The following is a 24,883-nucleotide window of genomic DNA, read 5'->3' as shown; positions in this document are numbered from 1 at the left end:
TATATTTATTTATGATATGAGATAAGGAATAAATCCGTTGCCCGAAAGCGACCGCCGAACCCAAGCATCACAAACCAACGTTTGTGACACATGCTGATTGGCTATGCGCGCGTCTCTAAAGCCGATGGCAGGCAGTCTCTTGACCTGCAACGGGATGCCTTGATCGCGGCGAGCGTTGGAGAGGAGCAGATTTACTCGGATCTGGCATCTGGCAAAAAGGATGACCGGCCAGGGTTGGAGGCCTGCCTCAAGGCATTGCGTGACGGCGATGTTCTGGTTGTGTGGAAGCTCGATCGTTTGGGGCGTAGCCTGCATCATCTGGTCAAGACCGTCAGTATGCTGTCTGAGCGCGGGGTTGGCCTTAAAGTGCTCACCGGGCAAGGTGCGCAGATCGACACAACAACTGCGGCAGGACGGCTTTCATTCGGCATCTTTGCCGCTCTCGCCGAATTTGAAAGCGAGTTGATCCGTGAACGCACAGTGGCCGGTCTTCAGGCAGCCCGGGCGCGGGGGAGGAAAGGCGGACGAAAATTCGCGCTGTCAAAATCACAGGTGCGCATGGCACAGGCCGCAATGGCAAACCGCGACACGTCTGTTTCAGAACTTTGCAAAGAATTAGGCGTGAGGCCCGTTACTCTCTATCGCTACGTCGACCCGAACGGCAATCTGCGAGACTACGGCAAGCGCGTCCTCGGAGCCTAACGTACTATTCTGCACCCAGCCGGAATCTACCCCTATTTGTCAGTGTCCGGGGGGAAGGCCGACGCCGGGTAGGCCCTGTACGCACGAAGGGGGTCAAAAGCGGCCACATTTTCGGGTTGTGCGTTTTGAGTTGACATAGCGGGATGATCCGTATGTATGCTCCGATATAGTTTAATTTGGAGCGGACATGGAACAACTTTGGTCAGCGGAGGCCCTGCGGTTACATTGGGTTTTGCAACCCTCAGAGCAGCCGCTGCTGAAGGGGTTGTCTGGTCCGAAGCGGCTTGTGCTCGGATACTACCTGAAGTTTTTCCAACGCCATGCCAGATTTCCTAACCGAATGGATGCTATACCAGAGATTGTTGCTCAGTTCTTGGCGGAGCAGATTGAAAACGGCGGTGCGAAAGTCGGCCACGGTAGCGGCGGGATGAGCCTGCTGCGGGCGGTGTAAAAGTCGTCCACCTTTACCCTTTCTGGTGACAGGGAGGGCGGGAGGATTTTCACTGTGGATTTGTATCGGAAGGTTCGGCTGGCCTGTGCTGAGGGCATGAGCCAGCGTGAGGCGGCGCGGCATTTCAACATCTCGCGCGATAGCGTAGCCAAGATGATGGCGTTTTCGGTTCCACCTGGATATCGGCGGAAGGCGCCGGTCAAGCGACCGAAGCTGGATGCCTTCACCGGGATCATCGACGGTTGGCTGGACGGCGATCGGGAGGTCCCTCGCAAGCAGCGGCACACGGCGAAGCGGGTGTTCGAGCGGCTCCGCGACGAGCATGCCTTCACCGGGGGCTACACGATCGTGAAGGATTACATGCGACAGCGCGAACGGCGCGGCCGCGAGATGTTCGTGCCGCTGGCGCATCCGCCCGGTCATGCCCAGGCCGACTTTGGCGAGGCGGTGGTCGTCATCTGCGGCATCGAGCAGAAGGCGCATTTCTTTGTCATGGATCTGCCGCACAGCGACGCCTGCTATGTCCGTGCCTATCCGGCGGCCACTGCCGAAGCCTGGGTTGATGGCCACGTCCACGCCTTCGCGTTCTTCGGCAAGGTGCCGGTGTCGGTGCTCTACGACAACGACCGCTGTTTGGTTGCGAAGATCCTGCCGGACGGGTCACGTCAGAGGGCTACGCTGTTCAGCGGGTTCCTGTCACATTACCTGTTCCGTGACCGCTACGGGCGACCCGGCAAGGGAAATGACAAGGGCAATGCGGAAGGCCTGGTCGGTTACTCGCGCCGCAACTTCATGGTGCCAATCCCGCGGTTCGCGACCTGGGACGCGTTCAACGATTACCTGGAGACACAGTGTCTCAAACGTCAGGCGGATGTCTTGCGAGGTCAGTCCGAGACGATTGGCCAACGCCTCGAGCGGGATCTGGCCGCGATGTCCGACCTGCCTGTGGCGCCGTTCGATGCCTGCGATCAGACAACCGGACGGGTCAGTTCGCAGGCGTTGGTGCGCTACAAAACCAATGATTACTCGGTCCCGGTTGCCTACGGCCATCGTGACGTCTGGATCAGGGGCTATGTCGACGTGGTCGTGATCGGCTGCGGCGGCGAGGTCATCGCACGTCATCCGCGCTGCTACGACCGCGAGGACATGGTCTTCGATCCGCGGCATTACCTTCCGCTGATCGAGCAGAAGATCAACGCTCTCGACCAGGCGGCTCCCTTGGCAGAATGGGACCTGCCGTCGGAGTTCGCGACCCTGCGCCGCTTGATGGAAGCGCGCATGATCAAAGCCGGACGCCGGGAATATGTGCAGGTGCTGCGCCTGCTCGAGACCTTCGACATCGACGATCTGCATGCCGCCGTGAAGAAGGCTCTGCAACTGGGCGCGGTCGGCTTTGATGCCGTCAAGCACCTTGTCCTCTGCCACGTCGAGAAACGGCCGCCGAAGTTGGATCTCGATGTTTACCCATACCTGCCGCGGGCGAACGTCGAGACCACATCCGCGGCCAGCTATATGTCCCTGATGTCAGAGGATGCAGCATGACCGTGCCCCCGAAGATCCTGCTTGCGGATCATCTGAAGACGCTGAAGCTGCCGACTTTCCTGCGGGAATATGACAAACTCGCCCGCCAATGCGCCGCCGAGGGGCTGGATCATGTCCAGTTCCTGGCGCGTCTGGTCGAGCTGGAATTGATCGACCGCGAGCGGCGGATGATCGAGCGGCGTATCAAGGCCGCGAAGTTCCCGGCAACCAAGAGCTTGGACAGCTTCGACTTCAAGGCGATCCCGAAGCTCAACAAGATGCAGGTGCTGGAACTCGCCCGCTGCGAATGGATCGACCGACGCGAGAACGTCATCGCCTTGGGGCCCAGTGGAACCGGCAAGACCCATGTTGCCCTCGGGCTGGGGCTGGCCGCCTGCCAGAAGGGGCTGCCTGTCAGCTTTATCACCGCCGCCGCGCTGGTCAACGAGTTGATGGAAGCCCGCGACGAACGTCGGCTGCTACGGCTGCAAAAGCAGCTGGCTGCCGTAAAATTGCTCATCATCGACGAACTGGGCTTCGTGCCGCTCTCCAAGACCGGCGCCGAGCTCTTGTTCGAACTGATCTCGCAGCGCTATGAGCGCGGCTCCACGCTGATCACCAGCAACCTGCCCTTCGACGAATGGACCGAAACCTTCGGCACCGAGCGCCTGACCGGCGCCCTTCTCGACAGGCTGACACACCACGTCAACATTCTCGAGATGAACGGCGAAAGCTATCGCCTCAGCCAAAGCCGCGCCCGAAAGGCCCAAGCCGCCACCTGATCACACCTTGCAGAACTGGCCCTCCGGGCCAATGCGCCATGGCACGCGCCGGCTATCTGGAGAGCGCACGCGCCATGGCGCTTGGTGCCCCGCCATTGGCCTACTTTTGCGCCGCCACGTGGCCGGTTTTGTCTCCGCCGTTGACACCGATCGCCGTCGGCGCGCCGGTCTCCTCCTTCAACCACGCGGCGGCGGTCATGTGGTCGGCATGGGGGTGGGTGTCGAGGATCATCGCCACCTCCAGCCCCTCACGATTGACCAGATCCAGTACAGCCTTTGCGCTGTCTGTCGAAGTGGATGCGGCCTTCGGATCAAAGTCCAGAACCACGTCGATCAGCGCGGCCTGCCCGGTCGCGGGGCAGGCAGCGACATACTGGATGGATCCCGTTTCCTCTTCATAAAGCCCCCAGACATCCGGAGAGGTAGGGCCGTTGGACGGGCTGTGGCGTGTGATCGTCATAATGCCTCGTTTTGGTTGGGGTGTCAGATGGGGGCGCGTCTGTCAGTCATCGGGTTCCGGGGCGTCCGCGTCGTCGGTGCAGAAAATTTGGTAAAGGGTGGTCAGCAGACGCTTTGCGTTTTCGCCCGCAAGCGCATAGTGGATCGTCTGCCCATCCCGCCGCCCTTGCACCAACCCGTCGCGGCGCAAAAGCCCGAGATGCTGGGAAATCACGCTTTCGCGCACCCCAAGGGCCTTTGCGAGTGCGCCGACCGACCTTTCGCCTTCGACAAGCGTACACAAGATCATCAGGCGATTCCGGCTGGCCATCGCCTTGAGCAGCGCCTCAGCCTTGTCCGCGTTTTCTTGCATCTGCTTTACCTTCATACATTCGCATATGCGACGGTATGAATTTATTTCAAGCTCTGACCGGACTTTTCCAGCGCTCCTTGTTTGCTTTGACCCCACCTGCAAACGCGGTACGGTTCGTCATGGCGCAGCTGACCTCCATTGAAATCCTATTGCCTGAACTTCGGGCCTATGCGATAGCCATTTGCCATTCCCGCGACGAGGCTGAAGATCTTGTTCAGGATGCTGTGGAACGGGGGCTGCGATCAGGTGGGAGGCCAGACCCGATCGGGGAACTACGGCCCTGGATGTTCCGTGTCATTCGCAACCTGCATTACGATGAGCTGAGAAAAAGGCGCGTGCGTCGGGAATATTTCGCGGCCGAAAAACGTCTATCCAATGAAGCGGGTGCGTCGGACACCGCGCGGGATGTGTTGATCCGGCTGGCCTTTAAGAAACTGCCGCCCGAGACCCGCGAGGTTCTGTGCCTCGTTGATATCATGGGGTTGAAGTACGCCGAGGCGGCGAAAGTGATGGATGTGCCGAACGGAACGGTGATGAGCCGGATCAGCCGTGCCCGCAAGGCGTTGCTGGAAATCGTCGATGGGGCCGAAACGGCAAAGCAGGAAGTGACGCGGAAGACATGAATGAACTGAACGACAAGGACTGGGAACAGGTCAACGCTTACCACGATGGTGAGTTGTGCGCGGCCGACATGCGCGCATTCGAGGGGCGGCCTGCATCCGAGCCCGCGCTTGCCGCAGCGCTTGAGGACGTGCGGAACGTGTCCGTCAGCTTGGCGGCCTTGCGACCGGACCTCGTGCATTCGGAATCTATGCCGGAAACTAGTGCCGCAAATAGTAGCTGGCACCCCCGGCGCTGGCTGGCGGGCGGTGCTGTCGCTGCGGGAATTGCCTTGGCTGTGGTATTCGGACCCGCTTTTGTTGCCACCCCGACAGCTTTTGACATTCACGCTGAACTGGCCGCTGAGATGTATGACGTCGAAACCGCCGATCTGCGGCCCGCCGCGACAGGCGGTGCGGTGGGCGTACCCGACCTGTCCGTCGCAAACCTGACGGCTGTTGCCTTCCGCACATCGGACAACGGCGAAGTCATGCATTACGCGGGTCAGAATGGATGCAGGTTGACCTATTTTCGCGGCGCGTTCGTTTCCCCAGAGGGCAACGACACACCCGGTCAGCAGATCGCAACCTGGCTGTCCGGGGATCACCTTCGTCATATAGTTGTCGCGACAGGGATGGACCGCACGCGGTTCGATGCCATCGCCAGTTATCTGATGCTTGAAACCCGCGAACGTGTTTCCGAAAGCGTGATGGCGTCGCTTTCGGAGGCAACCCGGACGGCACGGTCCTGCGTCGGCTAGGTCAGTTGGTTTTTGCGGTGTCCGTCAAGCTGTCAAGATAGGCAATGACATCGGCCTGATCCTGCGCCTTGCGCAGGCCACTGAACCCCATCTTGGTGCCACGCACTTCTTTCCGGGGATTTGCAAGAAACGCGGCAAGCCGATCAGGTGTCCAATCGCCCCCGTATTCAACCAGCGCGTCGGAATAGCGAAAGCCGTCGACCGTTGCCACGGGTGCCCCGACGATACCATAAAGGTTGGGACCGACACGATTGGACCCACCTTCGTCTACCGTATGGCAAGCCTTGCATTTCCTGAACGTCTTTTCGCCGGCAGCCGGGTCGCCCTGCGCAAGGATCTCAGCGCCGGGAGTTTCAACCTCCTCCGCATCTGCGGAATCTGTCGCTTCAGTAGCGGCATCTGTGCCGGTTGCAGTCTCCGACCCTCCCGTGACCTGGGCCACGTATTTCGAAACCGTTTCGATTTCTTCCTTGGTCAGCGTTTCCGAAAAGGCTGGCATGACTCCGATTCCACTGGTCACGGCTGCGCGCACCTGATCGACTGTCGGTTTGAATTCATCAAGGTTGGGGCCGATCTCGGCCTCCGAACCCACATCTTTCAGCGCGTGGCAAAGGGCGCAGGCGGGTTGCGCGGTTTCAGTGAATATCTTACGGCCCGCATCCAGATCAGCCTCGGCGCTCGCAGCACCGGCCATCAAGGCAAGAAAAACTGCGCCGCCGAGTCGTGGCGTCGTTCGGGTGGTCATGTTCATGTCTCCGGTTTTTTTGTTGTCAAACCGGTGGCAGAGGATGCCGCCGGTCAGTCAGCTCAGCTGACGGTCACGTCGACGGCATGGGCGCGCCAGCCGTTATTGCCATAACCCCGTTCGTTGGGCGGAAAAATCTCGGGTTGGGTATCGCCTGCTTCGTTGGTGGCACGGCTCGCCAGCATATGTGTGCCTTCGGACAGCTCCGTGATCAGCACGAATGGCCGCCATGCATAGGGGCCAAGGTCCGGGCCAAGGAACTGCGCTTCTGCCCAGTTTTGCCCCCCGTCGGTGGACACCTCGATCTTGTCCAGACCGCTGACACCGCCCATGGCGACGCCGTGGACCTGCACCTTGCCGGTCGCCGCATCCATCAGAGGGCCGGTGATCCAGGATTTGACGGCCATCTCGTACATCGACGGCTGAGAGGGATCGCCCTTTACCCCCACGGAGCGCACGCGATAGCCGGTTTGCTGGATTTTATTGGGCGATTCCTCGGCCGTCATTGCCAGACGTTTGAGATACTTGACGTTGTTCACGCCATAATACCCCGGAATCACCAGCCGCAGGGGGCCTCCATGGGCGAGTGGCAAAGGCTCACCGTTCATCTCCCACGCCAGGATAGCCTGATCCATCGCGACCTTTGGAACCGACCGTTCGACCTGGATCGTCTCGGGTGGAAGACCTTCGGGGATCTCTTCGCCACCTGTACCGGTCAGGAACACGGCGCCCGCATTCGCGCCGCCCATCGCGTCAATCACGGCGCGCACCGGCACGCCGGTCCACACCACGTTGCCCGCAGCACCAACCGACCACTGCGAGCCGCTGGTTTCATGATCGAAAAAAGCGCGCCCGTTGCCCGAGCATTGCAGCACACAAACCACGGTTTCGACCGCGAGCGTCTTCATCTCGCCCACAGTCATCTTACCCGGGTTCGCGACCCCGTCGATCTCGACCTCCCAGGCATCGCGATCTGCGACGATCTCGTCGGGTGGGGCGGGCAGGTTATTGCGTATGTAAAGCTCGGTACTGGGCGTGATCAGCTCCGAACCTTGCGCGGCGCGCTTCGTCTCAAGCGTCTGCTTGGAATGGACGATCATGTCCTCGGCGTCTTTCCATGCGACGTAATCTGGCAACGGCTCCCCGTCTGATTGCGCCATCCCCGGTGCCCCGACTGCAGCAGCCACCATCGTGCCCGCTGATCCTATCAGGAAATGCCGACGCTTTACTTTTTCTATGATTTTCATGTCTTTCCTCCCGTGGTTCGAAGCATTTGCACTCCACGGTATGCAGCAGCTCCATGCGTAACTAACGTGTTGAGGGTGCATTTTATTCCCGCGGAACGAAAAAATATTCGCGAAGCTCCAAATAAGTGGATGCACGTGGCCGGGTCGGCTGGCCAAAGGACGGTGCCCGCTTGTGCGGTCGCTCTGCTTGCCGGATAACCCATTTTGGTAATTGGGGTCGTGCAGTTCCGATGCTCAGTCAGTTGGATATGGGGGGCGCACGGCTCCCGGAGGCTGCGCCAACAGATCAGAGCTATAACCGGCAGGGTTGTCGGATGGAAAAGCGTAGGAGCCGTCGCGCAATACAAGAATAACCACCGCCGAAAGTCCCTGGGAAGACCCGTATGTTGTATTCAACCGAGGGGCAGGGTCAGAACGTTGCGACGGATCAAGATCGATGGATGCGGTCAGGTGCCGTGTCAGCGCAGTCGGCGCCACGTAATTGAGAAACCGCACGGCAACGCGGTTTGTCCGGAAATAGATGCCCGCCATCGCGCGACTTCCAGATAGCTGAACCACGGCAGCAGCGACTTCGACGCTGGTACCGTCCTATTTCTATATCTGAGAAACACGCCGCTGCGACAGCTCAGACGGTCGCCGCTCCGATGGCGAAAAGCTCACGAAAATAAAACTTCCGGGTCAGGAACAGGGCGCAGACCGTGAACCGGTGTTCGGCCTTGCGGGGAGGACTGAAGTCCGTTCGGCGTCACCGGGCAATCAGGGCTGTGTCATCAAGCAACTCATGTTCCGAAAGTCCTTTAGGCCCCGGCTAAGCAGCGGGGCCTAAAGACAAAACGTCCAATCATGTTGGTTTATTCCGCATGTTGCGAAAGTTGTCGGATCAACCGCACTATCGCTGCCAGCCTTCGGTTGCCATGAGTTCCTGCGCTTCATCCGTGATGAGGAAGTCAAGGAAGGCTTGCGCCTCCGGATCGGCATCGGGCGAAAGCACGACATTCACGTCGCGGTAGATCACACGATCCGCAGACAGTTCGACCATGTCGAGGTCGTCCTTTGTGATCGGCCAATTGGGCCAGGTGATCCAAGCGTCGGCATCACCGTTTGAGATGACCCCATAGGAGGCACCCGATCCAAGCGCATAGGCCACGATATTGCGTCGCAGGTCGGAGATGTCATCGAGGCTCCCCAAACGGCCCGCTACGTCTTCCCATGTGCCAGTGCCGGAGGTGTTGTAGACCCCTGCGCCCTCGGTCACGACAACCCGCACCCCGTCGGCCAGAAGGTCATCGAAGTCATCAATGTTCAGCGGGTTGCCGGCCTTCACTGCGATCACGGTCGGCCGCAGGTAGATCGGCTCGACTTTCGCGGGATCGAAGGCCGTGTAGGTCAGCAGGAAGGCTGTCATCGACTGCTCGGATGTGCCCCAAAGAATGTCGGCGTCGGCCTGGGCGTCTGCGGTCCATTTCGATTCCGGGCCCGCGATCACTTCGACGGAGGTTCCCGTCTGCTCTTCAAAGACGGCTGCGACCTTGCGGAATGCCGTGTGCGGACCACCCGCGCCGTAAAGCTTTACGACGCCGTCTTGCGGCGCGTGTTCGATAGATGGATCGTTGAACGCGGTATCACCGCGGCGGTCGGCTGCGGTGTCGGCGAATGCCGGGGCGGCGGCAAGGATTGTGGTGGTGAAAAGCGTTGTCAGTCGCATGGTATCTCCTGTCAGGGTCGTGGATCGGCCTCCACCGATTGCGGGCGGCCTTCACAAGACTGACGCGCCGACATCCAGAACCCTTCCCGAATTTATGATCACGCTTCCGTGAGATCAGGTTGGCGCGCCTGGATCCTCGAACTGAGCCTGCAGCAAATGAGCGATTTCCAGAAGGCGCGCGCGCGGCAAAGCACCGGTCAGGGCGTAGGCGAACTCGGTGTCGCTCCAGTAGAACGCCTGCTCGGTGGCCGTTTCGGCAAATCGGAAACTTGGATCGCCTTCGCTGCCGCGTCGCAGATAGAGCGTCAGGCGCTGACCGTTGCCGTCTTCGTACATCAATTGTGCCGCTGGTTCGGTGGGCGAGGGAAGGAGCCGCCCACCGACCAGCGACAGACCCACGACACGCAGGTCGGGGATAGCAAACGGACGATCCAGCCGATTGGTCAGCCAAGTGGCCAGATGGCCCTTGTTCTCCGCCCCGACCTCGACCGGGTGCGCGACCTCGACAACGAAAGTGCGATGTGCGGCGAAGGCTTCGGCCACAAGGCCCGACATCGGCTGCGGGGCTGTGTCGGGGCGCAGGACCCAACCTGCCGTACCGCCTATCATCAGCGCCATCGCAACTGACGCAACCCATGCCAACGGCATGTGCCTGCGCCGTTCGGCAACCGGCAGCGTCGCCATCGGATGATCGGCAACCAGCCCCGCAAAGGCATGGCGCAGATCGCGGGCGATGGCCATGTCGGCTTCCACCCGACGGGCGGCTTCTGGTGTGTCATTCAGATAGGCTTCGACTTGTTTTCTCCGATCAGGCGGCAAGGCGTCGTCCACGTAGGCGACAAGATCCTCTTCACGAATATCCTTCGGCGCGCTTGTCATGTCACGCTCCTCAGTCTTGGGGCCGTCTCAGCCGTTGCCCCGCGCAAAGCGGCGCGGGCCCGGCTTACGCGGCTCAGGATCGTGCCTTCTGGGACGCCAAGCGTCTGAGCGGCCTCTCGGTAGGTGAAGCCTTCAACGCTGACCAGTATCAAAGCCACACGCTGATCGTCGGGCAGAGACATGACGCGCGCCAACAACCGGTTCAACTCGACATGGTTTTCCTGGGTCGGCGGTATCGCGGGCGGTGATGTCATGGTCTCAAGCGATTCCGTCTGACGTCGTTTCGCCTGCCGCCACCCATCAACATGCAGATTGCGCATCATCGTGAACAGCCAGGCCCGCAGGGGGACACCTGCGCGCCGCAGCGTCCACTTGCGCAAGGCTCGTTCCATGCAATCCTGCACCAGGTCATCGGCGGTGTGCACGTCGCGCGTCAGCGTGATCGCGTACCGCTTCATGGCGTCGGCCTCTTGGGCAAGGGCGTGATGGGTCGGCACGCTGCCTCCGTTTGCATGCATTCACATAAGTAACGCGCGCGGTCGCCGGATTATTCCCGGAAATCTTTTGAAAATTGTCGATCACGGGTTCGTGAACAAAAACTTGGGAAGGGTTCCAGGCTGTCGGTCGTGAACCTTGCAAGCTCCGCCCAAAGCGGCGCTCCAACCGAATTCAAAGGAGAGTTCTCATGAACGCTACGAAGAAAGTTATCGCCACAATCGCGGTCCTGACCGCCACTGCGTCCGTCGCCCTCGCTGACGGCCACGTGTCCAACGCGCTCGAAACCGCAGAGCAGGAACTGAGCCACGCCGTCGTGGTCAAGTCCGTGACCGCCGCCGCGGATGGTTGGGTCGTGATCCACGCAATCAAGGACGGCAAGCCGGTCGTTCCGGCCTCGATCGGGCATACCTATGTCAAGGCTGGCATGACCGAAAATGTCTACGTTCCGCTGACCGGTGACTATGACGGAGACAAAGTCATCGCGATGTTGCACGTCGATGATGGCGAACTCGGCGTCTACGAATTCGGACCCGGAAGCGTTGCGAACGACAAGCCGGTGGTTGTCGATGGCGGCCCGCTGGTCAGCCCGATTTCGATCGACGACTGATCCCTTTGGCCGGGCGCTCTTCGCATCGCCCGGCCAGATCGTTTTTTTGGAGGTGCAATATGTCGAACCAGGAACCGGACTTCGAGAAATCGAAAAAATGGCATTGGATCCCGTTGGCGGGCATAGCGGCGGCCGTCGCCTTCGCGCTGTTTGCCGCGCTCTATGAGGATGCTTCGGACGAGCCACTGAATGACGCGGCGAATGATGTCGAACATCTGAACTAATTACACCTCCTCCAATCTAGGCAAACTCAATTCTGTGAGTAAGCAGAGCTTTTCGACAGTCAAATAGATGAGGACGAAACCATACACTTCGCATCAGCCCAGGCAAAATCCAATGACTGCTTCCAGGATATGCGCAGATGTCGAACGGCATGTTTGCCGCAGTTGCATAGCGATGCTGCGTCAGCAATAGCCGCAACTGCATAAGTTTGGTTTGTCCGCACTGTGTGAGTCCATGCGCCTCGTAGCCAAGGTCCGCTGTCCTGCGTATCATTTTTTTTGGCCATTTGTATTCTCCTGTCAGCAGAATGTGCGCCCACCCGAGTGGCGATGTATGCGCAAGGAGGTCAGGCTGAATAGGCAGGCCCGCGTCTTGGCGCTGCACCACCGCCTCACCGAGCCGGGCGGTGTTCCAGTATATGACGATGGCCGCCAGCAGATTGAGCGCCGCCATACGATAGTGCTGTCCTTCGGTCGTGCGGTCTTGTATTTCGCCCTGCCTGCCGATGCGCAGAGCATTCTTCAGCGCGTGATGCGCCTCACCTTTGTTCAATTCGATCTGCACTCGCCGCTGCATATCCGCGTTGAGTACCCAATCCAGCATGAACAATGTGCGTTCGACACGGCCGACTTCCCTCAAAGCAACGCGAGATCGTTCTGGCGTGGATACGAAGCCAGCTTGCGGAGGATTTGGCTTGGCGCGACCGTCCCCGCCGTCATTGTGGCTGCAATCCTGAGAATGTCAGGCCAGTTTGACGCGATCAGGCCTTCGCGGATTTTGCCGCCAATCATTCCTTTAAGGTTCTGTGGCGTTCCTCCGGCATCGGACACATAAAGCCGCTTTGATGGCAGATCCCAGATGCGCGGAATGAACCGATGGCCCAGGATCGACGTGACCGCAAAGAGGTGATCAGTGAAGCCGCCTGTGTCCGCATATTGTTCCTTGATCCGTTTGCCGACATCATTGTTCAGCAACCCATCAAGGATGTAAGCTGCCTCGCTGACCGTGGCCGGAATGGTCTGAGATGCAAACGGCGCAAACTGGTCCGAAACATGCGTGTAGGCTTTCAGCACCGGCTCATTTCCGTATTTGGCATTGATCAGATTCATCGCCTCGCCTTGTCGGGTGGTTGGAAAGAACTGATCGTCGCTGGATGCGGTTATCCCCATGCCCCAGAACTACGCCATAGGTAGTTTGGCCTGAGCGTCCACGATATTCGCAAGCGCCCGTCCGTAGGCTCCAGACTCATTGATGATCAAAGCCAGAACAAGACGGTCGCGGCGAGTGCGATGGCTGAGAGGAAGACCTTCGGGCATCTGTCGTAGCGAGTGGCAACCCGGCGCCAATCCTTCAGGCGACCAAACATAATTTCGATCCTGTTACGACGTTTGTATCGACGCTTGTCGTATTTGACGGGCTTTGCTCGCGACTTCCGGCCAGGGATGCACGGCTTTATGCCCTTGTTTTGCAAGCCTTCACGGAACCAGTCGGCATCATAACCTCTGTCGGCCAGAAGCCATTGCGCAGGAGGAAGACTGTTCAGCAATGCCGCTGCACCAGTATAATCGCTGGCCTCGCCTGCGCTCATGAAGAAGCTGATCGGGCGGCCGTTTTCATCTGTGACGGCATGCAACTTGGTGTTCATGCCGCCCTTTGTTCGGCCAATCAGGCGACCGCGCCCCCCTTTTTCAACCCAAGGCTCGAAGCCGTGCGGTGTGCTTTGAGATAGGTCGCGTCGATCATTACCATCTTCGGAACTGTCGCCTCAGAGGCCAACCCCTCCATCATCCTCGCGAAGACGCCCATGTCGCCCCACCGCTTCCATCGGTTGTAGAGGGTCTTTGCCGGGCCGTATTCCTTCGGCGCGTCGGACCACCGCAAGCCATTGCGATTCATGAATATTATTCCACTCAGAACGCGCCTGTCATCCACGCGTGGCTTGCCATGGCTCTTTGGAAAGAACGGCCGAAGCCGCGCCATTTGTTCGTCCGTCAGCCAGTAAAGATTGCTCATAATGCCCCCAGATTTTGGGAGTTTGAATCATGCAAGCTTGGCAGCCTCAAGCGGATTAATGGGTCTGGAGCCTAGGCTTCACTTTCAATGTGCCACCGCGAAATACGCATCAATTCCCAAAACCCATGCGAATTACTCGCCTTAGCCATCTTGCTCAATCCAAGATTCAAGCCTTCCGAAAGCAGCACATTCAGCAAGCCAATCCGATCCTTCGGCGGTGCCCCTGTCCGTAGATGTGTGAACGCATCGGTGAACCCAGTTGCATCATCGACCAGCAACATGATGTCGGTGATGCGCGTATCCGGGACACGCTTATACAGATCAAAGAGCAGATCAGCCGCGCCGTTCGGGTTTTGTGTAGGCAATCGGCTGAGCTGCAGGACACCGTCTTCGATGGCCCCGCCGGGGATCGTTCCGCGTTTCGCCGCCTTTGAGAGTTTTTCCAGACCGATTTCCATCTGGGCATGGCGGTCTGCCAACCATTGCTCGGGATCAAGCGGCACAGCAAGCCGCGCATTTGCCGCTGCCGTTGTTGCGGGAACCAGAACCTGCTTGAGATCACCGTAGCGCTTGGATTGTGCCAGCCAGATATCGCCGGATCGGAAGGCGTCCCGCAAATGGAACAGAACCGCCACCTCCCACAAGCGTTGATCACTCGGTTGCTGCATCTTCAGGTGCTGGTGCCACTTCGAGGTGCGTCGCAGAAAATCTGTTGGCACAGAATGCCTTGCGCCATTTTTGATCAAATCGATGGCAGCCAAGAGCGGCGTAGCCACATGCGCCCCGTCGATCTTAAGAAGATGGAGCATTCTCGGGACATAGCGCCGGAATCGGTTATGACCCTGCACCGGTGCGGCACACGCGCAGGAGGTCGAGGTCTGGCGCGACGAAACCACCTTTACGCTTGCACCCGGCGACAGTGCCGAGTGGAAGCTGGTCATGGAAGAGGGCCAGACGGAAGAATACCGAATGCTGGTCGATGGCGGGCGTGTGAACTTCAACATGCACGGCCATGGCGAGGGCAATTCGGTGACCTATGAAAAGGGCCCCGGTTCGACGGGCGACGAGGGCGAGATCATCGCGACATTTGACGACGAACACGGATGGTTTTGGCGGAATCGGGACAGCCAGCCCGCAACCGTGACTGTCCAGGTGCGCGGTGAATACACCGAATTCAAAGACGCAAGTTGACACAAGGGCAGCCACCAGCATGAAAGGATGCGGGTGGTTGCCTGGCTCCGAAAAAGACCTTGGATGAGTCCGCAGTCTCGCCTCAGATTTTCCCCCGAAACCAACCTCGGGCATCCGTTGGCCAATCAGTCAGTACCCGCGTGGCAATGTCACGCCTATGTTACAGGATACTTCTTGACCTCCCCCTACTGGAAGCTTGCATAAGAACTGCATGATCCGCTTTTTCCGCCTCATTTTGATTCTTGCATTGAGCTTCGGTGCCGTGGTTGCGCCGGATGTATCGGCAGTGAATGCGGCTGAGGCAGCAATGGCTCAGATGGCGGGCGCCGAAAGCGCGGACGACCATTGCAGCGGATGCGATCCGATCGGATTTGCTGACGGGATATCCTGCGAGGGTGGGTGTACAGTCCCTTGTGGCGCGGGAAGTACGGCCGGTATCGTAGCTCGTACGTCAGCGATGACGCTTGAGATGGCCTTCGGAGTTGTCATCCCGGTCGCGGGACCTGTGATCCCGATTGGCTCGGTTCCCTCCCTTGATCCATTTCCTCCCAAGCTGCCTGTCTGAACCTGATAACGACCTCGCTTGTTGCGGGGCCTGACCGTTGCCTTGGCCGAAGCTGGCTGAGTGCGACCCTTTCAGATCAAGGCAGAAGTAATGACCCTCAACAGACTGATTTCACGACGGCACGTGCTGCGCACCGGTGCCGCCTTCACTGCCATATCCGCCCTGTCACCTGCGCGAGTAGCGATGGCAGGTCCGACAGAGGACCCATTCTTGCTACGCGCTGCGGCCGGACAAGCCGCCCTGCGACCGGCACCCTACGGCCCTACCGACGTCTGGAGCTACAACGGATCCCTCCCCGGCCCCGAGATCCGGGTGCGGCAGGGAGACCGAATTCGGGTTCTGGCCCGGAACGGGCTAAATGAAGGGACGACGGTCCACTGGCATGGCATTCGCACACCCAATGCGATGGACGGTGTGCCGTTCCTGACACAGGACCCGATCCCGGTCGGTGGCGAGTTTCTCTACGAATTCGATGCGCTAGACGCAGGTACATTCTGGTATCACCCGCACCAGCGCAGTTCGGAACAGGTCGGACGCGGCCTTTACGGGCCGCTGATCGTCGAGGAGGCGGACCCGATCCGTGTGGATCGCGACCTGACCTGGATGCTCGATGACTGGCGCATGACCCGGGACGGACAGATTGCCGGCGACTTCGGAAGCCGCCACGACGCGATGCACGGCGGTCGTATCGGCAATTCCGTGACCATCAACGGCCAGATGCCGGAACGCATCGCGGTGCGATCCGGGGAACGCATCCGCCTTCGGCTGGTCAATGCAGCGAACGCGCGGATATTCGGGCTGGATTTCGGGGGGCTTGCGCCGGTCGTGGTCGCTCTGGACGGTCAACCCGTGTCACCTCATGTACCAGTCGATGACATCGTGGTGGTCGGTCCGGCCATGCGTGTCGATCTGGTGATTGATATGACCGGCAAGCCCGGAGAGAGCCTGACCATCACCGATGTCTTCTACAGGGATCTGGAATACCGTCTGGTCGATCTCGCCTACGGGCCGGATCGGTTACGGGACGCGGTCCCGGACTGGTCGATGGCGCTGCCTCCCAACCCGCTGGCCGAACCCGATATGCAAGCGGCCACGCGGCATCAGATCATCTTCAATGGCGGCATGATGGGGCAGATGATGATGGGCGGCGGCATGGGGTCGATGATGGAGCAGATGCGCGAAGGCAACATGTGGTTCATCAACGGCAAAGCAGCAACGGGGCACATGATGGATCCATTGCTGGTCCTGCCGCAGGGCACGTCGCACGTGCTCCAGATGGACAATCGCACCGCGTGGCATCACCCGATGCATCTTCATGGACATTCGTTCCGTGTGATCGCACGGAACGGACAACCGACACGGCATCGCGAATGGCAGGACACCGTCCTGTTGGCACCCGAGGAACGGGTCGAAATCGCCTTCGTGGCGGACAATCCGGGAGACTGGATGTTCCATTGTCACATCCTGGAGCACCAGGCGGCCGGCATGATGGGCATCATACGTGTCGATCCCGGCGCGACCAAAACCTGAAACAATCTCACGTATCAATGACCACGAAAGGAAAGAACCGATGAAGAAACTAATTGGACTTGCCAGTCTTGGCACCGCAGGAGCCGCCGCTGTGTTCGCCATGAGCCTGAATGCCGCGCCTGTCGCAGCGCAAGAGGCCACGCTCTACAAGAACCCGCAATGCGGATGCTGCGAGAGCTATGCGGACTACCTCCGCGAGAACGGCTTCACGGTCGAGGTGAAGCCGACCCACGATCTGGTTCAGATCAGCCGTGATGCAGGTATCCCGGACAGTTTCCAAGGCTGCCATACGACCTTTCTGGGAGACTACGTCGTCAGCGGTCATGTGCCAATCGATGTCGTCAACAAGTTGCTTGATGAGCGCCCGGACATTGCCGGTGTGACGCTTCCCGGCATGCCGTTGGGATCGCCGGGTATGGGTGGCGCGAAGCAGGAACCGTTCAAGATTTACACCGTCGAAGAAGGTGTGAACCCGACCGTCTATGCGGTCGAATGATCAATTGCGCGGTTTGGTGCGATCCCGTGCCTGACCGGTTTCAAGGGAAAACAAAGGATGAAGTGCATGATGATGGATGGTGGAATGATGATCGCGACGGGACTGGTTTGGTTGCTCATCGTGGCGGTGCTGGTGCTCGCGGCAATCGCCCTGGTCAAATACATCCGCTCGGACAACGGGAAATAGAAATGCGCCGGGATGCGGAATGAGGGCGCCAACAGTGGCGACAGTTTGTTGTCGATGGGATTGGTCTGGGCGAATTGCGTCCTGCTTGTCGTGGCATCGCTCGTGGCACTCTTCATCCTTTGTATGTGGATCGCAAGAAGAAGGCACAAGCGACATGAAAATTACCATTAGGCTCGCAGCACTTTTGCTGGCTGCAACGGTCTTGCCCGTTTCGGCGCAGGATGACTCGCTCGCGGGCGAACGCCTTTATCAGGAGAATTGCGCCAGTTGCCATGGCGCAAACCTGGAGGGGCAGCCCGATTGGCGCTCCAGATTGCCGAACGGCCGGTTGCGTGCCCCGCCGCATGACGCCTCGGGCCATACTTGGCACCATACGGACCGCGTGCTTTTGGACATCGTGAAGCGCGGAACGGCGGCGATTGTCGGGAATGGCTATGAAAGCGACATGCCCGGTTTCAAGGAGGTGCTGACGGATGAAGAGATCACGGCGATCATCGATTACATCAAGAGCACATGGCCCGATCGGATCCGCGCTTCGCAGGAAAGCCGTACCCTTGCGGATGAGCAGGTGCAGCCATGACGCAAGAGGTCGTCAGCAAAATCGACCCCGTACCGCGGCGCAGGATCTCCGGGTTTGTGCTGGTGCCGCTGATAGCTTTTGCCCTCATGGTCTTGTTCGGCTGGGGGCTTTTCAGGGGCGGCGACGACTTGCCATCGGCGCTTCTCGACAAACCTGTGCCGGAGTTTGCGCTTGCTCCGGTGCTCGGCCGCGAGGAAGGTCTTTCGACGCAGGACCTGATCGGCCATGTCTCGCTGGTGAACGTCTTTGCCTCGTGGTGTGTGCCCTGTCGGGCCGAACACCCGCTGTTCATGGAGCTGAGCGCCACCGGTGAGGTGCCGCTCTACGGGATCAACTACAAGGACCCACCCGAGCAGGCGCGCGCCTGGCTCGACGAATTGGGCGATCCCTACGCGCGCATCGGGGCCGACATCGACGGACGTGCTGGCATCGAATGGGGCGTTTACGGCGTGCCCGAAACCTATGTCATCACGTCTGACGGCACCATCGCCTACCGCCATGTCGGACCGATCACTCGGGCAATCTTGCGCGAAACCCTGTTGCCGATCGTCCGGGATCTGAAAAACCAATCTTTCAAGGAGCCAACGCCATGAAATATCTAAAAACGGCGCTGCTCGTCTGGGCATTGTCCGTCGGCGCTGCGTTTGCCGGGCCGCAAGGCTTCGCACTGCACGACACGCCGCAGCCGGTGATCAATGTGCGCTACGAGACCGAGGACGGCAGCCGTGGGGACATGGAGGATTTTCGCGGCAAGGTGATCCTCCTGAACGTCTGGGCCACCTGGTGCGTGCCATGCCGTGAGGAAATGCCGACGCTGGATGCGCTCCAGGCGGAACTTGGCAGCGACCGCTTCGAGGTTGTCGCCCTGTCCATCGACAGGGCGGGGTCGCCCGTGGTGCGGCGGTTCTACGACGAGATCGGTGTCAGCAGTCTCAAGATGTATGTCGACAAGACCATGCTGTCGATGACCGCGCTGCGCACCGTCGGCCTGCCGACGACGATCCTGATCGACGCGCAGGGGCAGGAACTGGGACGGCTGGTCGGCCCTGCCGAATGGGACGAGCCCGAGATGGCGTCCTTTTTGCAAGGGTTCATCCAATGAGTACCTTCGAAAGAGTAACACCCGCTTTTGACCTTTCAGTTATCAGAATGACCGGTCCTCAAACTTCAAAAGGAGTTTCCGGATGACCGACATATCATCTTCCAACGATGCGGGCGCCGTCGGCATCGAAAACGCTGGCAAACGGACCCGGTGGTTGATGCGCAAACGATTGCTGTTCATCGGTGCGGCAACCGTTATGGGCGGCGGCATGGCGCTGAACTGGGGATGGCTCACCGCGATCGGTCTCGCGCCTGTTCTGGTTTCGCTGGCACCCTGTGCCGCGATGTGCGGGCTTGGTCTGTGCATGAAGGGCGGGTCTGGCGGGAAATGCAACGATGCGGGTGGTGGCAAGCCCGATCAATCCGAAAGGTGATGCAGTTGATTGTCTATCTTACCCGGCGCGCCGCCTTGGCGACACTTGCGGCCACGATCTCCTTTCCGGCCTCCGCCGATCATCCGGGTGAAAATCTGGATGCCCGGATGTTCGAGATGGAGCCATACTTCCAGGCCATCGACGCGGCACAGGCCCCGGATTTCGAGTTGCAGAATGCGGAGGGCAATCCTGTGCGCTTGGCGGATTTCAGCGAAAGGGTCGTCATCCTGCATTTCATCTACGCCAACTGCCCGGATATCTGCCCGCTCCATGCGGAAAAGATCGCGGCGGTCCAGGCTTCGATCAACGACGGGCCGATGAGGGATCTGGTGCAATTCATCTCGATCACAACCGATCCCGTGAATGACACGCCGGACGTTCTGCGCGACTACGCGGACCGGCATGGGCTCGATCCGAGCAACTGGGTCATTCTGACCAAACGGCCCGATCAGAGCGACGACGCGACGCGCCTTGTGGCGCGGGACTATGGGCTCGAGTTCACCACGACCGCCGACAGCGACATGATGATGCACGGTGCGGTCACCCATGTCGTGGATATCGGCGGGCGGTTCGCCGCAAAGTTCCATGGCATGGATTTCAAGAATGTGAACCTGATCCTCTATGTCAGCGAGTTGATCAACAATGCCCAGCATCGACGCCGGGAACGCAGTTGGTGGGACCGGGTGACAGGGGTGTTTCAATGAGTGTCACCGCGACTGGCGTCATGCCATCTTCGGCGGATGGAATATCCCTGACAGCGCTACGTCGGTATTTTTCGGTAATCATCCCGGCCAATCTGATCTAGGAGTTCGCCCATATGCCGCTCTACACGATCTGGAACGAGGGCACCTGGGGTGAGATCGTCTTCGCCGCGGTTCATTGCACGGGTGGCGACATCCTGATTGCCATGAGCGCGCTGGTGCTTGCCTTGATGCTGACCGGCCGTGGCTGGCCCTTCGTGGCTCCGACGCGACGCTCGGTAACCGTCCTGACGGTGGTGTTCGGGTTGGGATATACGCTGTTCAGCGAATGGCTCAACATCGTGATCCGCGCGGCTTGGGCCTATTCGGACCTGATGCCGATCATTCCGGTCCTCGATGCAGGGCTGTCGCCCGTGCTGCAATGGATCGTAATCCCGCTGATTGCCTTCTGGTGGGCGGCGCGACCCTTCAGCGCCGAGCATAAAGCATGATGGATATTTCCGGCATCGGCATCTTCGCGGCCTTTCTGGCGGGGGCCATTTCCTTCCTGTCACCCTGCGTCCTGCCACTGGTTCCGGGCTATGTTTCCTACATCGCAGGCCAGCCGGATTTGCGCACGACGCGATCGGTCGGCCTGCGGGCACGCGCCTGGGCACTTGGCCTAAGCACCTGCTTCGTTCTGGGGTTCTCCACGGTCTTTGTCGCGTTGGGGGCCGGGGCCAGCGCGCTCGGGTCGTTGCTGCTGACTTGGCGCACTGAGCTCAACTATCTGGGCGGGGCGATCATCATCCTGTTCGGACTGGTCATGCTGGGTGCCTTCCGTCTGGAAGCGTTCTCGCGTGACACCCGCTTCACACTCGACATTCCGGGGGGTCGCCCGCTTGGAGCCTACGTCCTGGGCTTGGCCTTCGCCTTTGGATGGACGCCCTGCATCGGGCCGATCCTCGGCGCAATCCTGACGCTCAGTTCGACATCCGGCGGTATGTCGGACGGCATCTGGCTGTTGTCGATCTATTCCGCAGGGCTGGGCGTGCCGTTCCTGCTGGCCGCGCTGTTCACCGACGCCATCGCCGCACGGGTCAGACAGATCGGCAAAGCCGGTCGCTGGCTCTACAAGGGCGCGGGCGTCGCCATGATCATCATGGGCGTTGCCATCATGACCGGCCAATTGTCCCGGTTTGCCTACTGGCTTCTGGGAACCTTCCCATTCTTGGCCTCAATCGGTTAGTCTTCCTCGGCATTCCTGATGTGAAGCCAGATCAGTGCTGACCCGATGACAAGAAAGATCAGGTTGAGGAAGAACGTGTAATCGATGCTGAACCGGACCATTTCCTGAAGCGAAGGCCGCTCGGTCGGGATCATCCCTACGAGAGCGAACAGGTAATGCACCGTAATTCCCGCAGCGACCATGCACAGGTACAGCAAGCCTGAAAGATAGAGCGCATACTGCCAGCCGTAATATTTTGCGTGCACCCATATCACCGTGGCAGCAACAAGATCGGCTCCGAGAAAGGCGATCACGCCTCCGAACGACGCATCACGCGACCAGAGGATCGCAGCCAGGGGGACATTGCCCATCGACCCGATGAAGGTGAAGAAGGCCACGACCGGTGCCACCAGCGCGTTTTCAAGAACGATCAGGAAGCCCGGCGCGTCCTGCGCACCGCCATCTCCGACCAGAAAGATCGCGTTCCAGAAGCTCTGCGGCACAAAGACGGAAATGAAACCCGCGACCGTGAAGCCGAAGAGGATCTCCTTCCAGACCATCTTCCATTCCATGAAGAAAGCGCGGGCGATCCGGTCCCATCCTTCGCGGGACAGCAGTTTGTCGCGGAACGAACCCTTCATGGTCTGGTCCCTGTCCATACCTTCGTCGGATTGGGCCTTCTCCGCATGCTCTTTTGCGCTTTCGACAAACGACCTTGGAAGCCATATCAGGGTGAGGGCATAGGCGTAGATCGTCATCAGGATGCCAAGCATGAAATTTGCCACCATGAATTTCCAGCCCAGCAGGACCAGAAGGACGATTCCAAGCTCGATCACCAGATTTGTCGATGAAATCAGGAAGGCGATCGAATTGACCGGATGCGCACCCTTCACGAGGATCGAACGCGACGCGGCAAGAGCCGCGAAGGAACAGGACGATGACACAAACCCAAAGAAGCCGGCAATGCCTGCCTTCCTGGCACCACGGTCGCCAAGAACACGCGCCATCTGATCCCGTGTCACGAAAATCTGGATGCCTGCGGAGATGATATACCCGAAGATGAGCGCCCAGAGCGCCTTCCAGAGCATGCCCGCCCCGGTCGTGAATGCTTCGATTATCTGGTCCATTCAGCTTCACCCTTTTTCGCAGTGCTGTCCGACTTGCGCATCTATCGGGAGAACGAGTCCGAGGGATATGAAAACGGCACCCGCCTTTCAGCCGATCAGATAGACCCTGATCGGCATCCAGATCCCCATGACCATCATCATCAGGTTCTCTGTGAGCGAGACAAAGCCGAGCGGTACGTTGCTGTCGCCGCCGACGCAGGCGCACTTCAATTCACGCTTGTCGATATAGACCGCCTTGAAAACCGATACTGCGCCAACAGTGCCGATGAACAAGGCCACCGGTGCCGAAAGCCAGGTCAGCGCCCCGGCGACCATGAGGATACCTGCGAAAGCCTCTCCAAACGGATAGATCTTGCCATAACGCACCCACCGACGCGCCAGCAGGTCGTAGTTCAGGAACATGGTCGAGAAGCTCTCGACATCCTGAAGTTTTTGTACCGCCAGAAAGCACATCGAGATCGAAATGAACCATTCCAGCCCGCGCAGGGTGAAAATGTTCTCGAAGCTGTACCACGACAAACCGAGCGCCATCAGGAACGCGACGGCAAAGATCGTGATCACCGGCTGGTAGGACGTGTCCGAGCGTTCGTCTTCCGGCGCATCGATGCCGAAATGGACCCGAAGGTCGTCATATCCGCCGATCCGCTCGTCCCCGATCCAGGTTTGCGGGGTGGTTTCGACGCCGTGCTCTTCCATGAACGCGTCGGTTTCCTCACGCGTGGTCAAAGGGTGATCCTCGACTTCGAAACCCTTGCGCTCCAGCAGGTCCTTGGATTTGAGCCCATAGGGACAGAGGTGGTCGGGCATCACCATCCGGTAAAGCTTGGCTGTCTGGGTTGTGTCTCTTGGCATGTCATATCCTCCGTTTCAGGGTTCAGGCGTCGCAGCCATAATAGCCGCGATAGCCTGCCCGCAGGCCGGCATCGAGTTCGAGCACGAGGTTGGCGTCCTGCACTTCACCACTGTTTTCCAGCGCCGCAGCCCCGTCCGGCGCACTGAGGCTTACGGACATTCCTTCGGTGCTCAGGGTGCCGGTTGCGTCGGTTGAACCAAGACGCACCAGGTCGCCGCTGATCTTTGCCAGCGCCGCCGGGGCACCGTCGATCTGTCCTGTGGCAAGCACAGGTTTGCTGGTCGTCGTATACTTGAAGGTGCAGATGGCCCCATCCGGGAAAAGCTGCGCGATCTCATCGCCAGTCAGGAATTCCAGATCAAGGATGGCGATTTCGGCGGATGAGAGTGCCTCGTTCAGATCGACGATGCGGGCTGAACCATCCAGACCCTCATCAGCCGCGTCACCATTCGTGTCGATGTCATTCACCAGATACCGCATTTCGGCGATTTCTTTGTCTTGGGCAAAGATGATCTCGTCAGCCAGTTTGCGCACCCGAGGGTCAGAAATGTTGGCGCGGCTCGATGTCATGATCGCGATCGAATGGTGCGGGATCATTGCCTTCATGTAGCTGGTATCGCCCACGGTCACCTGGCTCCGGACCAGCCAGAGGGATCCGGCAAACACCACGGCGCCGCCAATAAAGATGGCAGCGTTGATCGCCTTGCTGGAGTACATCGACAGCATGAAGCCCAGCATGATGATCGCCATTATGGCCCCCATCAGCACGGCCATATAGGCGCGTGTTTCGGACCAGAAGATATGGCTCAGCAGATAGGTGTTGAGATACATCAGGATGAACATCACCACCGTGGATGTGGCGATCATCGCGAAAAAGCGTATGTATGTCATTGGAAACCTCCAGTCTCGAAAAATTGATGTCCTATAGAAGGAACAACATTGCTGCGCTGGAATGTTCCGTAGTTTTCGGGAAAGTTCGGCTTTTGCAGACGTCAGAGCTATCCGGACGCCTTGCTGATACTGCCCGCCTTTTGTTCCATCGCCAGATCGGCCAAGATGGGGCAATCGGGGCGGTGATCACCCGCGCATGCATCCACAAGATGCGACAGCGTCGCGCGCATTTCGGTTAGTTCAGCGATCTTGCTGTCAATCCGATCAAGATGCTCTTCGGCAATCTGCTTCACCTCGGCACTGGCGCGGTCAGTATCGGCATAAAGCTTCAGCAGGCTCCGGCAATCCTCGATGGTGAATCCAAGGGCCCGTGCCCGGGCGAGAAAGGCCAGCTTGTGCACGTCGCTTTGCCGAAAGCTGCGATAGCCATTTGAACTGCGCAGCGGTTCGACAAGACCGATGTCTTCGTAGTAGCGGATCGTTTTGGCGGGAAGGCCGGAAAGGTCGGCCACATCTCCGATGTTCATAATCGTTTCCT

The 24,883-nt window shown here is 59.3% G+C and carries 29 protein-coding genes and 3 pseudogenes; 18 read left to right on the top strand and 14 right to left on the bottom strand.

Annotated features, from left to right (window positions below; all coding sequences use genetic code 11):
* The first annotated feature begins 90 nt into the window (after positions 1-90).
* The 4 genes from IMCC21224_RS23420 to istB all read left to right on the top strand — a co-directional run bounded on the left by IMCC21224_RS23420 (position 91) and on the right by istB (position 3,456).
* Positions 91-702, top strand: a complete 612-nt coding sequence (locus IMCC21224_RS23420) for a recombinase family protein (RefSeq protein ID WP_047998005.1) — start codon at positions 91-93, stop codon at positions 700-702.
* Positions 703-889: 187 nt separating this feature from the next.
* Entirely contained in the window at positions 890-1,153 is a 264-nt protein-coding gene (locus IMCC21224_RS23415) for a hypothetical protein (RefSeq protein ID WP_047998004.1), read from the top strand.
* 96 nt (positions 1,154-1,249) lie between these two features.
* The gene (gene istA, locus IMCC21224_RS23410) at positions 1,250-2,695 is read left to right on the top strand and encodes an IS21 family transposase (RefSeq protein WP_047996836.1); all 1,446 of its coding nucleotides are present in this window, start codon (positions 1,250-1,252) and stop codon (positions 2,693-2,695) included.
* Positions 2,692-3,456, top strand: coding sequence for an IS21-like element helper ATPase IstB (gene istB / locus IMCC21224_RS23405; RefSeq protein ID WP_047994087.1), 765 nt, complete (start codon positions 2,692-2,694; stop codon positions 3,454-3,456). Before istA ends, istB begins: the two co-directional genes overlap by 4 nt.
* 100 nt (positions 3,457-3,556) lie before the next feature.
* Here the strand turns inward: istB and IMCC21224_RS23400 are convergent, their stop codons facing one another.
* Together IMCC21224_RS23400 and IMCC21224_RS23395 are read right to left on the bottom strand one after the other, a co-directional pair.
* Entirely contained in the window at positions 3,557-3,916 is a 360-nt protein-coding gene (locus tag IMCC21224_RS23400; protein ID WP_053079186.1) for an MBL fold metallo-hydrolase, read from the bottom strand.
* A 42-nt stretch (positions 3,917-3,958) separates the two neighbouring features.
* Positions 3,959-4,267, bottom strand: coding sequence for a metalloregulator ArsR/SmtB family transcription factor (locus IMCC21224_RS23395; RefSeq protein ID WP_231582200.1), 309 nt, complete (start codon positions 4,265-4,267; stop codon positions 3,959-3,961).
* A 119-nt stretch (positions 4,268-4,386) separates the two neighbouring features.
* Between IMCC21224_RS23395 and IMCC21224_RS23390 the strand changes: the two genes are divergently transcribed.
* Both IMCC21224_RS23390 and IMCC21224_RS23385 read left to right on the top strand, forming a co-directional pair.
* Positions 4,387-4,890 carry an RNA polymerase sigma factor gene (locus tag IMCC21224_RS23390; protein ID WP_047998002.1) on the top strand — a complete coding sequence of 168 codons (504 nt, stop codon included), beginning with the start codon at positions 4,387-4,389 and terminating at the stop codon, positions 4,888-4,890.
* Positions 4,887-5,627, top strand: a complete 741-nt coding sequence (locus IMCC21224_RS23385; protein ID WP_047998001.1) for a hypothetical protein — start codon at positions 4,887-4,889, stop codon at positions 5,625-5,627. Before IMCC21224_RS23390 ends, IMCC21224_RS23385 begins: the two co-directional genes overlap by 4 nt.
* 1 nt (position 5,628) lies before the next feature.
* Here the strand turns inward: IMCC21224_RS23385 and IMCC21224_RS23380 are convergent, their stop codons facing one another.
* The 5 genes from IMCC21224_RS23380 to IMCC21224_RS23360 all read right to left on the bottom strand — a co-directional run bounded on the left by IMCC21224_RS23380 (position 5,629) and on the right by IMCC21224_RS23360 (position 10,700).
* Positions 5,629-6,372 carry a c-type cytochrome gene (locus IMCC21224_RS23380; protein ID WP_047998135.1) on the bottom strand — a complete coding sequence of 248 codons (744 nt, stop codon included), beginning with the start codon at positions 6,370-6,372 and terminating at the stop codon, positions 5,629-5,631.
* A gap of 62 nt (positions 6,373-6,434) precedes the next feature.
* The gene (locus IMCC21224_RS23375) at positions 6,435-7,619 is read right to left on the bottom strand and encodes a sulfite oxidase (RefSeq protein WP_047998000.1); all 1,185 of its coding nucleotides are present in this window, start codon (positions 7,617-7,619) and stop codon (positions 6,435-6,437) included.
* 889 nt (positions 7,620-8,508) lie between these two features.
* Complete coding sequence (locus IMCC21224_RS23370) at positions 8,509-9,324, bottom strand: extracellular solute-binding protein (RefSeq protein ID WP_047997999.1); 816 nt, start codon at positions 9,322-9,324, stop codon at positions 8,509-8,511.
* 114 nt (positions 9,325-9,438) lie between these two features.
* On the bottom strand, positions 9,439-10,203 hold the full coding sequence (locus tag IMCC21224_RS23365; protein WP_047997998.1) for an anti-sigma factor: 765 nt from the start codon (positions 10,201-10,203) through the stop codon (positions 9,439-9,441).
* Positions 10,200-10,700 carry a sigma-70 family RNA polymerase sigma factor gene (locus tag IMCC21224_RS23360; protein WP_197089316.1) on the bottom strand — a complete coding sequence of 167 codons (501 nt, stop codon included), beginning with the start codon at positions 10,698-10,700 and terminating at the stop codon, positions 10,200-10,202. Before IMCC21224_RS23360 ends, IMCC21224_RS23365 begins: the two co-directional genes overlap by 4 nt.
* A gap of 188 nt (positions 10,701-10,888) precedes the next feature.
* Here IMCC21224_RS23360 and IMCC21224_RS23355 point away from each other — a divergent pair, with 188 nt between their 5' ends.
* Together IMCC21224_RS23355 and IMCC21224_RS28055 are read left to right on the top strand one after the other, a co-directional pair.
* Positions 10,889-11,308, top strand: a complete 420-nt coding sequence (locus IMCC21224_RS23355) for a hypothetical protein (protein ID WP_053079185.1) — start codon at positions 10,889-10,891, stop codon at positions 11,306-11,308.
* Positions 11,309-11,367: 59 nt separating this feature from the next.
* Positions 11,368-11,532, top strand: a complete 165-nt coding sequence (locus tag IMCC21224_RS28055) for a hypothetical protein (protein WP_156178419.1) — start codon at positions 11,368-11,370, stop codon at positions 11,530-11,532.
* Positions 11,533-11,803: 271 nt separating this feature from the next.
* On the opposite strand, the pseudogene IMCC21224_RS28050 reads toward IMCC21224_RS28055, so the two are convergent.
* The 3 genes and pseudogenes from IMCC21224_RS28050 to IMCC21224_RS23335 all read right to left on the bottom strand — a co-directional run.
* Positions 11,804-12,777, bottom strand: a pseudogene (locus tag IMCC21224_RS28050) (Tn3 family transposase); the annotation flags it as partial.
* Between the two features lie 8 nt (positions 12,778-12,785).
* A protein-coding gene (locus tag IMCC21224_RS27485) for an IS5 family transposase (RefSeq protein WP_093734042.1) occupies positions 12,786-13,543 on the bottom strand; the annotation gives its coding sequence in 2 pieces (ribosomal slippage) (positions 12,786-13,225 and positions 13,225-13,543; 759 coding nt in all).
* 74 nt (positions 13,544-13,617) lie between these two features.
* Positions 13,618-14,391 (bottom strand): annotated as a pseudogene (locus tag IMCC21224_RS23335) (Tn3 family transposase); the annotation flags it as partial.
* A 121-nt stretch (positions 14,392-14,512) separates the two neighbouring features.
* Between IMCC21224_RS23335 and IMCC21224_RS28675 the strand changes: the two are divergent.
* The 10 genes and pseudogenes from IMCC21224_RS28675 (at position 14,513) to IMCC21224_RS23280 (ending at position 21,495) form a co-directional block, all read left to right on the top strand.
* Positions 14,513-14,734 (top strand): hypothetical protein, encoded by a 222-nt coding sequence (locus IMCC21224_RS28675; RefSeq protein WP_231582199.1) that lies wholly within the window; start codon positions 14,513-14,515, stop codon positions 14,732-14,734.
* A 655-nt stretch (positions 14,735-15,389) separates the two neighbouring features.
* Positions 15,390-16,829, top strand: a complete 1,440-nt coding sequence (locus tag IMCC21224_RS23320; protein WP_156178418.1) for a multicopper oxidase family protein — start codon at positions 15,390-15,392, stop codon at positions 16,827-16,829.
* A gap of 40 nt (positions 16,830-16,869) precedes the next feature.
* On the top strand, positions 16,870-17,325 hold the full coding sequence (locus tag IMCC21224_RS23315) for a DUF411 domain-containing protein (RefSeq protein WP_047997992.1): 456 nt from the start codon (positions 16,870-16,872) through the stop codon (positions 17,323-17,325).
* 340 nt (positions 17,326-17,665) lie between these two features.
* Positions 17,666-18,091, top strand: coding sequence for a cytochrome c (locus IMCC21224_RS23310; protein WP_053079183.1), 426 nt, complete (start codon positions 17,666-17,668; stop codon positions 18,089-18,091).
* A complete protein-coding gene (locus IMCC21224_RS23305) occupies positions 18,088-18,684 on the top strand; it encodes a DsbE family thiol:disulfide interchange protein (RefSeq protein ID WP_047997991.1) in 597 nt (198 codons plus the stop codon). The genes IMCC21224_RS23310 and IMCC21224_RS23305 overlap by 4 nt, the downstream gene beginning before the upstream one ends.
* On the top strand, positions 18,681-19,193 hold the full coding sequence (locus tag IMCC21224_RS23300) for a TlpA disulfide reductase family protein (protein ID WP_047997990.1): 513 nt from the start codon (positions 18,681-18,683) through the stop codon (positions 19,191-19,193). Before IMCC21224_RS23305 ends, IMCC21224_RS23300 begins: the two co-directional genes overlap by 4 nt.
* Before the next feature lie 82 nt (positions 19,194-19,275).
* Positions 19,276-19,566 (top strand): hypothetical protein, encoded by a 291-nt coding sequence (locus tag IMCC21224_RS23295; RefSeq protein WP_047997989.1) that lies wholly within the window; start codon positions 19,276-19,278, stop codon positions 19,564-19,566.
* Positions 19,566-20,270, top strand: coding sequence for an SCO family protein (locus tag IMCC21224_RS23290; protein WP_047997988.1), 705 nt, complete (start codon positions 19,566-19,568; stop codon positions 20,268-20,270). The genes IMCC21224_RS23295 and IMCC21224_RS23290 overlap by 1 nt, the downstream gene beginning before the upstream one ends.
* Positions 20,267-20,758 (top strand): annotated as a pseudogene (locus tag IMCC21224_RS23285) (hypothetical protein). The gene IMCC21224_RS23290 and the pseudogene IMCC21224_RS23285 overlap by 4 nt, the downstream one beginning before the upstream one ends.
* Entirely contained in the window at positions 20,755-21,495 is a 741-nt protein-coding gene (locus IMCC21224_RS23280; RefSeq protein ID WP_047997987.1) for a cytochrome c biogenesis CcdA family protein, read from the top strand. Before IMCC21224_RS23285 ends, IMCC21224_RS23280 begins: the two are co-directional and overlap by 4 nt.
* Here IMCC21224_RS23280 and IMCC21224_RS23275 read toward each other — a convergent pair.
* The 4 genes from IMCC21224_RS23275 to cueR form a co-directional block, all read right to left on the bottom strand.
* Positions 21,492-22,601, bottom strand: a complete 1,110-nt coding sequence (locus IMCC21224_RS23275; protein WP_047997986.1) for a permease — start codon at positions 22,599-22,601, stop codon at positions 21,492-21,494. The two genes, IMCC21224_RS23280 and IMCC21224_RS23275, sit on opposite strands and share 4 nt — an antisense overlap.
* Before the next feature lie 87 nt (positions 22,602-22,688).
* Positions 22,689-23,453, bottom strand: a complete 765-nt coding sequence (locus tag IMCC21224_RS23270; RefSeq protein ID WP_197089315.1) for a MauE/DoxX family redox-associated membrane protein — start codon at positions 23,451-23,453, stop codon at positions 22,689-22,691.
* 22 nt (positions 23,454-23,475) lie between these two features.
* On the bottom strand, positions 23,476-24,345 hold the full coding sequence (locus tag IMCC21224_RS23265) for a DUF305 domain-containing protein (protein WP_045685131.1): 870 nt from the start codon (positions 24,343-24,345) through the stop codon (positions 23,476-23,478).
* 107 nt (positions 24,346-24,452) lie between these two features.
* Positions 24,453-24,872 (bottom strand): Cu(I)-responsive transcriptional regulator, encoded by a 420-nt coding sequence (gene cueR, locus IMCC21224_RS23260; protein WP_037929540.1) that lies wholly within the window; start codon positions 24,870-24,872, stop codon positions 24,453-24,455.
* Positions 24,873-24,883 lie beyond the last annotated feature (11 nt).

Source organism: Puniceibacterium sp. IMCC21224, assembly GCF_001038505.1.
In the GTDB taxonomy this organism is placed as follows: domain Bacteria; phylum Pseudomonadota; class Alphaproteobacteria; order Rhodobacterales; family Rhodobacteraceae; genus Puniceibacterium.
This window is presented reverse-complemented; position numbering and strand designations above follow the sequence as displayed.

What these genes read in the sequence shown, in the direction of transcription:
- IMCC21224_RS23420 (WP_047998005.1), top strand. Translation starts at nt 91, where the DNA reads ATGCTGATTGGCTATGCGCGCGTCTCTAAAGCCGATGGCAGGCAGTCT.
- IMCC21224_RS23415 (WP_047998004.1), top strand. Translation starts at nt 890, where the DNA reads ATGGAACAACTTTGGTCAGCGGAGGCCCTGCGGTTACATTGGGTTTTG.
- istA (WP_047996836.1), top strand. Translation starts at nt 1,250, where the DNA reads ATGAGCCAGCGTGAGGCGGCGCGGCATTTCAACATCTCGCGCGATAGC.
- istB (WP_047994087.1), top strand. Translation starts at nt 2,692, where the DNA reads ATGACCGTGCCCCCGAAGATCCTGCTTGCGGATCATCTGAAGACGCTG.
- IMCC21224_RS23400 (WP_053079186.1), bottom strand. Translation starts at nt 3,916, where the DNA reads ATGACGATCACACGCCACAGCCCGTCCAACGGCCCTACCTCTCCGGAT.
- IMCC21224_RS23395 (WP_231582200.1), bottom strand. Translation starts at nt 4,267, where the DNA reads ATGCAAGAAAACGCGGACAAGGCTGAGGCGCTGCTCAAGGCGATGGCC.
- IMCC21224_RS23390 (WP_047998002.1), top strand. Translation starts at nt 4,387, where the DNA reads ATGGCGCAGCTGACCTCCATTGAAATCCTATTGCCTGAACTTCGGGCC.
- IMCC21224_RS23385 (WP_047998001.1), top strand. Translation starts at nt 4,887, where the DNA reads ATGAATGAACTGAACGACAAGGACTGGGAACAGGTCAACGCTTACCAC.
- IMCC21224_RS23380 (WP_047998135.1), bottom strand. Translation starts at nt 6,372, where the DNA reads ATGACCACCCGAACGACGCCACGACTCGGCGGCGCAGTTTTTCTTGCC.
- IMCC21224_RS23375 (WP_047998000.1), bottom strand. Translation starts at nt 7,619, where the DNA reads ATGAAAATCATAGAAAAAGTAAAGCGTCGGCATTTCCTGATAGGATCA.
- IMCC21224_RS23370 (WP_047997999.1), bottom strand. Translation starts at nt 9,324, where the DNA reads ATGCGACTGACAACGCTTTTCACCACCACAATCCTTGCCGCCGCCCCG.
- IMCC21224_RS23365 (WP_047997998.1), bottom strand. Translation starts at nt 10,203, where the DNA reads ATGACAAGCGCGCCGAAGGATATTCGTGAAGAGGATCTTGTCGCCTAC.
- IMCC21224_RS23355 (WP_053079185.1), top strand. Translation starts at nt 10,889, where the DNA reads ATGAACGCTACGAAGAAAGTTATCGCCACAATCGCGGTCCTGACCGCC.
- IMCC21224_RS28055 (WP_156178419.1), top strand. Translation starts at nt 11,368, where the DNA reads ATGTCGAACCAGGAACCGGACTTCGAGAAATCGAAAAAATGGCATTGG.
- IMCC21224_RS28675 (WP_231582199.1), top strand. Translation starts at nt 14,513, where the DNA reads ATGCTGGTCGATGGCGGGCGTGTGAACTTCAACATGCACGGCCATGGC.
- IMCC21224_RS23320 (WP_156178418.1), top strand. Translation starts at nt 15,390, where the DNA reads ATGACCCTCAACAGACTGATTTCACGACGGCACGTGCTGCGCACCGGT.
- IMCC21224_RS23315 (WP_047997992.1), top strand. Translation starts at nt 16,870, where the DNA reads ATGAAGAAACTAATTGGACTTGCCAGTCTTGGCACCGCAGGAGCCGCC.
- IMCC21224_RS23310 (WP_053079183.1), top strand. Translation starts at nt 17,666, where the DNA reads ATGAAAATTACCATTAGGCTCGCAGCACTTTTGCTGGCTGCAACGGTC.
- IMCC21224_RS23305 (WP_047997991.1), top strand. Translation starts at nt 18,088, where the DNA reads ATGACGCAAGAGGTCGTCAGCAAAATCGACCCCGTACCGCGGCGCAGG.
- IMCC21224_RS23300 (WP_047997990.1), top strand. Translation starts at nt 18,681, where the DNA reads ATGAAATATCTAAAAACGGCGCTGCTCGTCTGGGCATTGTCCGTCGGC.
- IMCC21224_RS23295 (WP_047997989.1), top strand. Translation starts at nt 19,276, where the DNA reads ATGACCGACATATCATCTTCCAACGATGCGGGCGCCGTCGGCATCGAA.
- IMCC21224_RS23290 (WP_047997988.1), top strand. Translation starts at nt 19,566, where the DNA reads ATGCAGTTGATTGTCTATCTTACCCGGCGCGCCGCCTTGGCGACACTT.
- IMCC21224_RS23280 (WP_047997987.1), top strand. Translation starts at nt 20,755, where the DNA reads ATGATGGATATTTCCGGCATCGGCATCTTCGCGGCCTTTCTGGCGGGG.
- IMCC21224_RS23275 (WP_047997986.1), bottom strand. Translation starts at nt 22,601, where the DNA reads ATGGACCAGATAATCGAAGCATTCACGACCGGGGCGGGCATGCTCTGG.
- IMCC21224_RS23270 (WP_197089315.1), bottom strand. Translation starts at nt 23,453, where the DNA reads ATGCCAAGAGACACAACCCAGACAGCCAAGCTTTACCGGATGGTGATG.
- IMCC21224_RS23265 (WP_045685131.1), bottom strand. Translation starts at nt 24,345, where the DNA reads ATGACATACATACGCTTTTTCGCGATGATCGCCACATCCACGGTGGTG.
- cueR (WP_037929540.1), bottom strand. Translation starts at nt 24,872, where the DNA reads ATGAACATCGGAGATGTGGCCGACCTTTCCGGCCTTCCCGCCAAAACG.